The organism is Pseudomonas putida (assembly GCA_041879295.1).
GTDB classification, from domain to species: Bacteria; Pseudomonadota; Gammaproteobacteria; order Pseudomonadales; family Pseudomonadaceae; genus Aquipseudomonas; species Aquipseudomonas putida_Y.
The window spans coordinates 1,244,499-1,256,974 of record CP047152.1 but is presented as its reverse complement, the minus strand read 5'-3'; the positions used below and the strand labels follow the sequence as shown (position 1 = coordinate 1,256,974).

Genomic DNA, 12,476 nt, shown 5'->3' with positions numbered 1-12,476 from the left:
CCCCCTTGGCTTCAGGCGACATTTACTTATAGTATTGCGCCTTTCCCTATTTCGTCCGCCCCGTGCGGCTTACGCCGCAGGTCATTCCCGTTGTCAAAAAAACCATACGGTCGACCTGCATACCGTTGCAGATAAGGTAGTCAATCATGAGCGCTAGGCACTTTCTCTCCCTGCTGGACTTCACCACCGACGAATTGCTCGGGGTGATCCGCCGCGGCATCGAGCTGAAGGACCTGCGTAAGCGAGGCGTGCTGTTCGAACCCCTGAAGAACCGTGTACTGGGCATGATCTTCGAGAAGTCCTCGACCCGTACCCGAGTGTCCTTCGAGGCCGGCATGATCCAGCTCGGCGGCCAGGCCATCTTCCTGTCGCCTCGCGACACCCAACTGGGCCGCGGCGAGCCGATTGGTGACAGCGCCATCGTGCTGTCGAGCATGGTTGATGTGGTGATGATCCGCACCCACGCCCACAGCACCCTGACCGAGTTCGCCGCCAAGTCGCGCGTGCCAGTGATCAACGGCCTGTCCGACGAATCGCACCCGTGCCAACTGCTGGCCGACATGCAGACCTTTGTTGAACACCGCGGCTCGATTCAGGGCAAGACCGTGACCTGGATCGGCGATGGCTTCAACATGTGCAACTCCTATATCGAAGCCGCCACGCAGTTCGATTTCCAGCTGCGCATCGCCTGCCCCGAAGGCTATGAGCCGGATCAACGTTTCATGGCACTGGGCGGCGACCGCGTGCAGATCATCCGGGATGCCAAGGAAGCTGTGCGTGATGCTCACCTGGTGGTCACCGATGTCTGGACTTCCATGGGTCAGGAGGAGGAAACTGCACGGCGCCTGGCGCATTTCGCACCTTACCAGGTCACCCGCGAACTGCTCGACCTGGCTGCACCCGATGTCCTCTTCATGCACTGCCTGCCCGCCCACCGTGGCGAGGAAATCAGCCAGGACCTGCTCGACGACCCACGTTCGGTCGCCTGGGACGAGGCTGAAAACCGCCTGCATGCACAGAAGGCGCTTCTCGAATTCCTTGTAGAACCGGCTTACCACCACGCATGAGTCAACCCCTACTGCTCAACCTGCGCAACCTCGCCTGCGGCTATGGCGACCAGCGCATCGTCCAGAACCTCAACCTGCACCTGAACGCAGGCGACATCGGTTGCCTGCTGGGTTCATCCGGTTGCGGCAAGACCACCACCCTGCGCGCCATCGCCGGTTTCGAGCCGGTGCACGAAGGTGAAATCCACCTGGGCGGTGAGGTCATTTCCCGGGCTGGCTTCACCCTGGCCCCGGAAAAGCGCCGCATCGGCATGGTGTTTCAGGACTACGCGCTGTTCCCGCATCTTACCGTGGCGCAGAACATTGCCTTTGGTATCGCCAAACACCCACGCCAGGCCGCCGTCATCGAAGAGATGCTGGAACTGGTCAAACTCGGCGGGCTGGGCGGTCGTTACCCGCATGAGTTGTCTGGCGGTCAGCAGCAACGTGTCGCCCTGGCCCGGGCGCTGGCGCCCGAGCCGCAACTGTTGCTGCTTGACGAGCCGTTCTCGAACCTCGACGTAGAGCTGCGCCGTCGCCTGAGCCATGAGGTTCGCGACATTCTCAAAAGCCGCGGTACCAGCGCCATTCTGGTCACTCACGACCAGGAAGAAGCCTTTGCGGTCAGTGACCAGGTCGGTGTCTTCAAGGAAGGCCGCCTGGAACAGTGGGACACGCCCTACAACCTTTACCACGAACCGCAGACGCCATTCGTGGCGAGTTTCATCGGCCAGGGATACTTCATCCGTGGGCAAATGAGCAGCCACGAAGCGGTCAATACCGAAGTGGGTGAGCTGCGCGGTAACCGCGCCTACATCATGGCGCCGGGCAGCTCGGTGGATGTACTGCTGCGCCCGGATGATATCGTGCATGCACCAGGCAGCGCGCTACTGGCAAACATCGTGGGCAAGAGCTTCCTCGGGGCATCGACGCTCTATCGCTTGCAGTTGCCCACCGGTAGCCAGCTGGAAGCGATCTTCCCTAGCCATAACGACCACGAGGTCGGTGAGAATGTGGAGATTGCAGTGAAGGCCGATCACCTCGTGCTATTCCCTGTACCGGGTAGCGTTGCGGCACAGTTGCCACGCCAGGAGAATGGCGTGCGTCGTTACAGTTCGGCGACTTGACTTCACCGCCAGGGGGCCGCTTGGCGGCCCCCTGTTCTCAGCCTCGACCAATCCCGGCGAACGAGCCCTGCGTATACTCCGCCAGCACCGCCGCTGCCAACTCCACTTCCAGGCCACGCCTACCGGCGCTGACATGGATAGTTGCAAAATTCTGCGCCGAGTCATCGATAAAGGTCCGCAGACGCTTCTTCTGCCCTAGTGGGCTGATCCCGCCCACCAGGTAACCGGTCGCCCGCTGCGCCGCCGCCGGGTCGGCCATCTCGCACTTCTTTACCCCGGCAGCATGGGCCAGGGCCTTGAGGTCCAAGGTCCCCACCACAGGCACAACCGCTACCAGCAATTCCCCTTTCTCGCTGCTTGCCAGCAACGTCTTGAACACCTGTTGCGGGTCGAGCCCGAGCTTTTCTGCCGCCTCCAGGCCATACGACGCCGACTTCGGGTCATGTTCATAACTGTGCACACGATGCTCGGCACGGTGCTTTTTCAACAGGTCTAGGGCGGGGGTCATGCAAGGGCTCCAGTCAGGGACGACTCGGCGGCTACTTTAGGACAATTCCTACATCCCAGCTAGCGCACCGCGATCGCGCGCCTCTAGTACGGGATCCGCATCTTATTCTAGCGGCCATATCGTGACTGACCGTTCACTTTCGACCTTTGACATCAGCGTTTCTTGTCTATATTTTTTCGTTTCTGAATAAGCGGTGCACTTTTAAGGTGCATTTCCTACATCATCCGGGGTCAATGGGGATAGACACCGGGTTTTGCTGTCGAGCGCTACGCGCCTCACAACAAAAAAAACGAGGTCATACATGACGACTGCTCTGCACCAACCCACGCTGTCCAGCCAGTGCCTGGCCGAGTTTCTCGGCACCGCCCTGCTCATCTTCTTCGGTACCGGCTGCGTCGCCGCGCTCAAGGTTGCCGGCGCCAGCTTCGGGCTTTGGGAGATCAGTATCATCTGGGGCGTGGGCGTCAGCATGGCAATCTACCTCACCGCCGGTATTTCCGGTGCGCACCTGAACCCAGCCGTAAGTATCGCCCTTGCACTGTTCGCAGGGTTCGACAAGCGCAAGCTGCCCTTCTACATGCTGGCCCAGGTATGCGGCGCATTCTGTGGCGCGGCACTGGTCTACACGCTGTACAGCAGTCTGTTCTTCGATTTCGAACAGGCCCACGCCATGCTGCGCGGTAGCGAAGGCAGCCTGGAGCTGGCCTCTGTGTTCTCCACCTACCCGCACCCGTCCCTGTCCACCAGCCAGGCATTTCTGGTCGAAGTGGTGATCACTGCCATTCTGATGAGCGTGATCATGGCCCTGACCGACGACAACAACGGCCTTCCGCGCGGTGCCATGGCACCGCTGCTGATCGGCCTGCTGATTGCGGTGATTGGGAGCGCCATGGGCCCTTTGACTGGCTTTGCGATGAACCCGGCCCGCGATTTCGGGCCAAAACTCATGACATTCCTCGCCGGTTGGGGCGAAATCGCCTTCACTGGCGGGCGGGATATTCCTTATTTCCTGGTTCCGGTATTTGCACCGATCGTTGGCGCCTGCCTGGGTGCAGCGAGCTATCGCGGCCTTATTGCACGCAACCTGCCAGTAGCGCCCGCCGCGACCCCAGAGACAAATGACATTCGCCAGGGCGATACTCAAGCCAATTGATGCCGCCACCACGCGCAGCCCTGACCCTCTATTCTTGCAAGGCCTACGACCATGACAGACACCCAGGATAAGAACTACATCATCGCCCTGGACCAGGGCACCACCAGTTCGCGGGCGATCATTTTCGACCGTGACGCCAATGTTGTGGGTACCTCCCAGCGCGAGTTCGCACAGCACTACCCACAGGCGGGTTGGGTCGAACATGACCCGATGGAGATTTTCGCCACACAAAGCGCGACCATGGTCGAGGCCCTGGCCCAGGCAGGCATCAGCCACGCTCAGGTCGCCGCACTGGGCATTACCAACCAGCGCGAAACCACTGTGGTGTGGGACAAGGAAACCGGGCGCCCGGTGTACAACGCCATTGTCTGGCAATGCCGCCGCAGCACCGAGATCTGTGCCCAGCTCAAGCGTGACGGCCATGAAGGCTACATTCGTGAAACCACCGGCCTGGTCACCGACCCGTATTTCTCCGGCACCAAGCTGAAGTGGATCCTCGACAATGTCGACGGCGCCCGTGAGCGCGCCGAGCGTGGCGAACTGCTGTTCGGCACCATCGACACCTGGCTGATCTGGAAATTTACCGGTGGCAAGGTTCACGTCACCGACTACACCAACGCCTCGCGCACGCTGATGTTCAACATCCACAGCCTGCAGTGGGACGACAAGCTGCTGGAAATCCTGGGCATCCCGCGGCAAATGTTGCCTGAGGTGCGCCCCTCTTCTGAAGTGTATGGCCACACCAAGAGCGGCATAGCCATCGCCGGTATCGCCGGCGACCAGCAATCGGCACTGTTCGGCCAGATGTGCGTGGAGCCGGGCCAGGCCAAGAATACCTACGGCACTGGCTGCTTCCTGCTGATGAACACGGGTGACCAGGCGGTGAAGTCGTCCCACGGCCTGCTCACTACCATTGCCTGCGGCCCGCGTGGTGAGGTGGCCTATGCACTGGAAGGCGCGGTATTCAATGGTGGCTCTACCGTGCAATGGCTGCGTGACGAACTGAAGATCGTCAACGACGCCCTGGATACCGAGTACTTCGCCAGCAAGGTCAAGGACAGCAACGGCGTGTACCTGGTACCAGCCTTTACCGGCCTGGGCGCCCCATACTGGGACCCGTATGCCCGCGGTGCGTTGTTCGGCCTGACACGTGGCGTGAAGGTAGACCACATCATCCGCGCCGCACTGGAGTCCATCGCCTACCAGACCCGCGATGTCCTCGACGCCATGCAGCAGGACTGTGGCCAGCGCTTGTCCGAACTGCGTGTGGACGGTGGTGCCGTGGCCAACAACTTCCTCATGCAGTTCCAGGCCGACATCCTCGGCACCTGCGTGGAGCGGCCGCAAATGCGCGAAACCACGGCACTGGGCGCCGCCTATCTGGCTGGCCTGGCCTGTGGCTTCTGGAGTGGCCTGGACGAGCTGCGCGACAAGGCGATCATCGAGCGCGAGTTCAGCCCGCAGTTGGACGAAACGCAGAAAGAAAAGCTGTATGCCGGCTGGAAGAAAGCAGTCAAGCGTACCCGTGACTGGGAAGATCACGAGGCATGATACCTGTGGGGGCCGCCATACGGCCCCCATCGTCCACTGGCCGTCATCCCTTTCCTACGGCATCATTGCAGAATTTGTCCGGCAGCCCCAAAGGACCGCCCATGAATCTGCCCCCCCGCCAACAACAAATCCTCGAACTGGTGCGCGAACGCGGCTATGTCAGTATCGAGGAAATGGCGCAGCTATTCGTTGTCACTCCCCAGACTATCCGGCGCGACATCAACCAGCTTGCCGAGCTCAACCTGCTACGCCGCTACCACGGCGGTGCGGCTTACGATTCAAGTATCGAAAATACCGCCTACGCCATGCGTGCCGACCAGATGCGCGACGAAAAACAGCGCATTGCCGACGCCGTGGCCCGACAGATTCCCGACCATGCCTCGCTGTTCATCAACATCGGCACCACCACCGAATCGATTGCCCGGGCACTGCTCAACCACAGCCACCTGAAAGTCATCACCAACAACTTGCACGTGGCTGCGATCCTGGCCGCCAAGGACGATTTCGAAGTGCTGGTGGCGGGTGGCACGGTGCGCCGAGATGGTGGTGTAGTCGGCCAGGCCAGTGTCGATTTCATCAACCAGTTCAAGGTCGACTTCGCCCTGGTGGGCATCAGCGGTATCGACGAGGATGGCAGCCTGCTCGATTTCGACTATCAGGAAGTGCGGGTGTCGCAAGCCATCATTGCCAATGCCCGACAAGTGATCCTCGCGGCCGATTCCAGCAAATTCGGGCGCAATGCCATGGTGCGTCTGGGCTCGATCGACCTGGTCGACTGCCTGGTCACCGACCAGACACCGACCCCAACCCTTACCCAATTGTTGAACCAGAACAAGATCAGGCTTGAGGTGGTTTGAGGGCTGGCGGGTGCATACAGCCAGATATGTGACGGCCGTGAGATCAAATGCGGCCCGCGCGGCGCATCGCGAGCGAGGCTCGCGCCTGCATCGTTTTCGGGCCAGTTATGCCTGAGACAGCGCGCGCGCCCAGAACCCTGGCCGTCCCCTAAATTTTCGTAAATGTTCACTTCATTGTCATTTGATCAGTTTTTTCTATAGAGACTGACTGGCGACCGGCTTTCTGTTGCGCTAATATTTTCGCAAACGAACATCAATGTTCATATTCGATGTGAACAGCCCCAGGAGGCCTTGCCCGTGTCCCAGCCAGTTTCGTCACAGCCCCCAACAGCCGACTGTTATGACCTTGCCGTGATCGGCGGTGGCATCAATGGCGTGGGCATCGCTGCCGACGCCGCTGGTCGCGGCTTGAAGGTCTTCCTTTGCGAAAAGGACGACCTGGCCCAACACACGTCGTCAGCCAGCAGCAAACTGATTCACGGTGGCTTGCGCTACCTGGAGCACTACGAATTTCGCCTCGTACGCGAGGCATTGGCTGAACGCGAAGTGCTGCTGGCCAAGGCGCCGCACATCGTCAAACCTATGCGCTTCGTGCTTCCGCACCGCCCGCACCTGCGCCCTGCCTGGATGATCCGCGCCGGCCTGTTCCTCTACGACCACCTGGGCAAGCGCAAGCGTCTGGGCGCCTCGCGTAGCCTGCGCTTCGGCCCGGGATACCCGCTTAAGCCAGCAATCACCCGCGGCTTCGAATACGCCGACTGCGCTGTCGATGACGCCCGCCTGGTGGTACTCAACGCCATGGCGGCACGTGAGCTAGGCGCACATATCCACACCCGCACCCGCTGCTTGCGCGCCGAACGTGTAAAGGGCTTGTGGCAGGTAGAACTGCAGCACGCCGATGGCACCCTCCAGACGATCCATGCCCGCGCACTGGTCAACGCCGCCGGCCCGTGGGTGGCCAGCTTCATCAAGGACGACCTCAAGCTCGAGGCGCCTTACGGCATCCGCCTGATCCAGGGCAGCCACCTTATCGTGCCGCGCCTGTATGAAGGTGAACATGCCTACATTCTGCAGAACGAAGACCAGCGCATCGTCTTCTGCATCCCGTATCTGGACCGCTTTACCCTGATCGGCACCACTGATCGGGAATACAGCGGCGACCCGGCCGCGGTCGCCATTACCGAGCAGGAAACACACTACTTGTTGAAGGTGGTCAACGAGCACTTCAACCATCAACTGAGCCCAGCCGACATCCTGCATACCTACTCCGGCGTTCGACCGCTGTGCAACGATGAATCGGACAACCCTTCGGCAGTGACCCGGGACTACACACTCGCCCTTTCGGCGGACGAAGGCCAGGCACCGTTACTGTCTGTGTTCGGCGGCAAGCTCACCACCTACCGCAAGCTGGCCGAATCGGCCATGGCCGAACTCAAGCCCTTCTTCACCCAGATGCGCGGCGCCTGGACTGCCAGTGCGCCACTGCCGGGCGCAGAGGGCATGACAACGGTACAGGCGCTGATCGATGCCGTACTGGCACGTTGCGGCTGGTTGCCTGTTGACCTGGCCAAACGCTGGGTGCTCACCTACGGCAGCCGCGTGTGGCGGCTGCTTGATGGCGTTCACGGCCCCGAAGACCTCGGGCAGGCTATCGGCGCCGGGCTGTTCACCCGCGAGGTGGACTACCTGCTGGAGGAGGAATGGGCAGAGCAAACCGCTGACATTATCTGGCGTCGCACCAAGCTGGGCCTGTCGCTGACCGCGCAGGAGCAGATGGCCCTGGGGGCGTATCTGCAGCATGCCCGCAAGGTGCGCACAAATAGCCGCGCAGCCTGATATCGACGGTGAAGCCCTCTTGATTCGTCAAGGGGGCGTATTCGCCCAGCGCTCATAGGCTTCACGCGCCAACCGCGCCAGCAATGCCCGCTCGCTGCGATCGTAATCAGTTTTCAGTGCTTCACAGCGTTGCAGAAACTCGCTTTCGTTGATCACTTGCTCATCTACCTGAGCCTGCAGGGCTTCCATGCGCTGGTGCAGTGGCTGTACCAGTTCTTCAAATCGCTGCGCATGAAACTCTCGCGCGTATTGCTCCCAGAAAGGCCGCTGTGCCAACGAGGCTATCAGGGCATCCGTCGTCTCAGTTTGCAAAACCGCGTCCTGGACCCGCAGCACATCGCTGGTGGTTACGTTTGCAAAACCTGGGTAATGCATTTCGTCGAGCTCGATCGGCAAGCCCAAGGGACGCGCAAGCCGCTGTCGGTAAAAAAGCCGTGTCTCGATTTCATCGATATGAGGGGCGTGCTCGGCATGCATGCGTTGAACATGTAAAGTCGCGTGACGGTCGACCTCGTCCAGGCGAAACAAACCACGCGCCAGGCTTAGCAAACGGGCTTCCATCCGACTGCCATGCGCGTCTTCGACGGCGCGCAGCACCAGAACCCCAAGCTCCATCTGCTCCAGCAACAGCAGCAGGCGGTCTTCACAACTGCGCCGGCCAGATGCCTCTAGAAACAACTGATGACGCAACTGCTCGTGCTGCTCACACGTTTCAAGAATTCGCCAGATTCGGCTGCGGTAATGCCCAGGGTGCTGTTCAAAGTCCTCACCATGGACGAAGTCTGCCAGAAAGCGGAACATTCCATCTGATTGCGGTTCCTCAAGCAGGGCTGTCCATATGGCCTGCTGGCGATCACGTTCAGCGTCGGCTGTACTGTTGGCCCAGGTATTGAAAAGGTCACTGTCAATGGCGCGATGGCGTGCGGACGCTGACCCCCACTGCCCCGGGGTCACACTTCGAGCCTCATCGAGCAGCAATGCGTCAGCTTCGCCAAGTGGATTATCGTGCAAGGACAACTGGTGCACCTGCAGGCGCAGTTGCTGCACCTCTCGGCGCAGTGTGCGGATGTTGTTGTTACGCAAGTCTATGTGGGCACGAAATGAAATCCGCTCAGGCAACGCCTCAAGGCCAGCAGAGCGCAAGTTGACTTCACGCAAATTGCCCAGGCGCGTCAGTACCGGCGCCCTTCCCAGCGGGTTGTGGCTGAGGTCGAGGTACCGCAGCGCGCTCATCCCGGCAAGACGCAACTCACCGGCCTCATCCATGATCACGCTGTTGCGGCGCAGGTTTAGCTGCCGCAGGCGGGGCATATGTTCAATGCCGTGAGGGATCGCAGTCAGGCGATTGCCGGACAGGTCGAGCTCAATCAGGTTGGGAAAACGTCGAAGGAAGTCCCCATTGATTTCACCAAGGCGCAGGTCACTGAGGATCAGCCGTCGCACATGATCAAAGCTCACCCCCTCCGGTAATTCGGGCAGACTACCGATACGCTCTCCGCTGATGATAAGCGCGTAGTCCCCGGCCTCGTCGGTTATCTTGCGCCGCCAGCTTCGCCGAACGGCAGTAGCGACCCGACGGCGGCGCAGCGCGTCCAGTGGGTTACTGGCATCCCTGCGCCATTGGCGCAGGCTCTGACGCAGGCGTGCCAACTGTCCCGTGAGCTGGCTGTAGTGCTCCCACAACCCTACTCGCCGCTCCATTAGGTCAAGCAGATAGGCTTGTAGCTCCCCGTCTGTCATTGTCGGAAACACTTGGTGGATACCACGCCCTATGGCACGCCGACTGCTCTCCCCTCGCCCACTCAAGGCATACCCGATACGCCCGTCCCCAAAACGGGTCGGGGGCCGCAGGCCAACGCCCAGACGGGGCATGCCACAGAGCTCAGCCGCTTGGGTACGATCACCGGCAGCGGCCTCGATCAACAACGAGCCCAGGGCACCTGGACTGACAGCGGCATCGCCGAGATCGGCTGTCTGCGTCTCGTCCAGCGCAGACAGCAGCGCCGCCAGGTAGGGGCCGGATGTGCCTTGACCGGCATAGCGGTAGCCATCACCGCGGCGCACGATACACCGTACATCCTGCGCAGACTCAGCGCCGATACCGGCCAGATACCGGCCACTCGGGCTACCTTCGCGCAGTTCGATGCGCAGGGTGTCCGGCCATTTCAGCTGACGCTCGAGCAAGCCCAAAGCCAGGCGTTCGGTATCGGGATTGACGCAACGCGGCAGGCGCAAGCCGGCACAGGCCCTGTCCAGACGGCTTTCGCGCAGTGACCATCGTGCGCGCTCGGCCACTGCCAAAGGGATCCGCTGCGCGGTGCTGAGCGTATCGAGCTGCGCACCGCTGCATTGCTGAAGCAGCTCACGGGTACAACGAGCCGACAGGCCCGGGAAAGTGCGCCGCAATATCCGCTCGATGCCATTGGGCTGCACTTGCCGATCAGCAACGTACTGCGCCAGTCGCGGCGCGCTGAAGTCCGGGTGCAATTCATGTGCCTGATAAAGCTCCAGGGCATCGAGCAACCGTGCAGGTGCGCCCATGTGCTCGACGTGCAAACGGCGAACCTGCGCCTCACTCAGCCCTGTCACCTGGAGTAGGTAGTCGCATGTCGCTTCCGGTAGTTCTGCCAGGGGCGTACTCAGGCGGCGCACCAGATTGGCCCGCCCTTCCCAGTATTGGGGAGCTTCCAGTTCATGGCGCCAGCCGCCGGCGCCATTCTGCTCGATCACAGGCCGATAGGCACTGGCACGACCAGGGTGCAGGATCCTGGAGCGACCATCCTGCGGATCCTCCAACACTCGATAACAGCCCTCATCGAGGTGCCATAACCATTCCTGTGCGCCAGCACCACGCAAAGGTTCGGCATCGTAACCGGGTAGATCCGTGGCCATGAGCTTGACCTTGCCTGCGGAGTCGCACACCGGTACCAAGTCATCCACGAAGGCCAGCCGCTCAAGGGCACGCACGGCCACTTTGCTGCCGGCTGCGATCATCCCGCCGAGCACGACGTTCTCGGCAACATTGAACAGGTGGTTCAACGCCCCTTCGCGATCACCCATGCGCCAATCTTCATACCCTTCATACACTTCGTCAGCAATCTGAACCGCGTTTGCCACCAGCAGCACTTCGCCAAGCACAGGCACGAAGGCGCCCGCCACGTTCAGCAAATTCATGCCCAGCTCTTTGTAGCCCTGCATGCGCGCTTCGCGGTCTTCGTCATCTTCGACATCGGTGGGTACGGCGAGCACCTTGGCGTCATCCCTGATCTTGGCAAGGTGTTGCCGGCGCAGGTGTACGAACGGTGCGTCCGTGACCGGTGCAGAACGGGCGTCGAGTTCCACCCCGGCTGCCGATGCCTGCGCGACCCGTTCGTTCAATACCCGATAGAAATTGATGCGCTCACGCTCGGTAATGAAGCGCGCGAAAAAGCGCCGATAGTCCGGCGCACAAAAGCGCTTACCGAGGTAGTTGTCGAGTGCGTCCCAGCTGGCATGACGGGAGACGGGCTGATGAGGGTCATCGGGTATCCAGAGCACCACCGACTCCACTGCGCCATCAGCTGACGGACGCACTTCCAGCGTCAGCACGCCTTGAACCGGGCGGCCCAATAGGTACAACTGTCGGGGAACCACAGTGCCAACCAGCGCAGGCACTACCGGCTTTTCGGCAACAAGCGGCAACAGAAAAAAATATGTGCGCTCGTCAATGTCCTGCTTCAACGCGGCGACCCGCATCGCCACCTCGAAATGTGCCTTGAAACTCGCTTCGAAAAGCCCGTGCAAGCGGGAAACGGCCTGGCCCGGCTCATCCTCCGGGCGATCTTCTGGCTGTAGGTGGTGCGTGAGCAACGCCTGGTACTTGCCACCTGCGTCGACCTCGCGACATGCGGAGGCAAACGCGTGGAAGCTCATCGGCAGCCGGTTACCGTTGCCATCGACCAGTTCACCTTTGCGCATCAGCCCGGGGCGCGTCTCCCTGCGATGATAGTTATGCAGCGCCGCCTCCAGCAATGACCGCCTGGAGCGGCGAACATAGGTGGGCCGCAGCAGCGCAGGCGAAGCGCTGGGCAGCACCAGCCGCTGCGAGACCCGTACCTTCCAGCCCGTCACGTCCGGGTTGCTGATGCCGCTCTTGCGCAGCTTCGTTTTGAGCAACTCTGCCGCGTAGGCCTGCAAGGAAGGGATGGCCTGGAGGATCGGGCCAAGCCGAGCATTGCAGTGCGCCTGCCGACGCAGGGCATTACGTAACGCATCGAGCCTTTCCGGTTGCGCGTGGTCGACTAGCCATCCAGGCAAGTTTTGGGCAATCAGGCTATCGATGGAATCGTTCGGGGGCCGGTGCGGTGACATCTGTGGAACTCTCCAGGCAAAGAGCAGAGCACACTACGTCTGCGCCCT

At 61.1% G+C, this 12,476-nt stretch carries 8 protein-coding genes; 6 read left to right on the top strand and 2 right to left on the bottom strand.

The genetic code is table 11. From position 1 onward, the window contains the following. Positions 1-146: 146 nt before the first annotated feature. Both argF and GST84_05810 read left to right on the top strand, forming a co-directional pair. On the top strand, positions 147-1,067 hold the full coding sequence (argF, locus tag GST84_05815; protein ID XGB11902.1) for an ornithine carbamoyltransferase: 921 nt from the start codon (positions 147-149) through the stop codon (positions 1,065-1,067). Beyond that, entirely contained in the window at positions 1,064-2,173 is a 1,110-nt protein-coding gene (locus GST84_05810) for an ATP-binding cassette domain-containing protein (protein ID XGB11901.1), read from the top strand. Before argF ends, GST84_05810 begins: the two co-directional genes overlap by 4 nt. Positions 2,174-2,210: 37 nt before the next feature. Here the strand turns inward: GST84_05810 and ybaK are convergent, their stop codons facing one another. Then, positions 2,211-2,681, bottom strand: coding sequence for a Cys-tRNA(Pro) deacylase (gene ybaK / locus GST84_05805; GenBank protein ID XGB11900.1), 471 nt, complete (start codon positions 2,679-2,681; stop codon positions 2,211-2,213). A gap of 301 nt (positions 2,682-2,982) precedes the next feature. On the opposite strand from ybaK, the gene GST84_05800 reads away from it, so the two are divergent. From GST84_05800 to GST84_05785, 4 genes are all read left to right on the top strand, one after another. Next, a complete protein-coding gene (locus GST84_05800) occupies positions 2,983-3,834 on the top strand; it encodes an MIP family channel protein (GenBank protein ID XGB11899.1) in 852 nt (283 codons plus the stop codon). Between the two features lie 51 nt (positions 3,835-3,885). Then, a complete protein-coding gene (gene glpK / locus GST84_05795) occupies positions 3,886-5,385 on the top strand; it encodes a glycerol kinase GlpK (protein XGB11898.1) in 1,500 nt (499 codons plus the stop codon). Between the two features lie 101 nt (positions 5,386-5,486). Continuing rightward, the gene (locus GST84_05790; protein XGB11897.1) at positions 5,487-6,242 is read left to right on the top strand and encodes a DeoR/GlpR family transcriptional regulator; all 756 of its coding nucleotides are present in this window, start codon (positions 5,487-5,489) and stop codon (positions 6,240-6,242) included. A 297-nt stretch (positions 6,243-6,539) separates the two neighbouring features. Further along, on the top strand, positions 6,540-8,078 hold the full coding sequence (locus tag GST84_05785) for a glycerol-3-phosphate dehydrogenase (protein ID XGB11896.1): 1,539 nt from the start codon (positions 6,540-6,542) through the stop codon (positions 8,076-8,078). Positions 8,079-8,105: 27 nt separating this feature from the next. On the opposite strand, the gene GST84_05780 is transcribed toward GST84_05785, so the two are convergent. After that, positions 8,106-12,428 (bottom strand): hypothetical protein, encoded by a 4,323-nt coding sequence (locus tag GST84_05780; GenBank protein ID XGB11895.1) that lies wholly within the window; start codon positions 12,426-12,428, stop codon positions 8,106-8,108. Positions 12,429-12,476 lie beyond the last annotated feature (48 nt).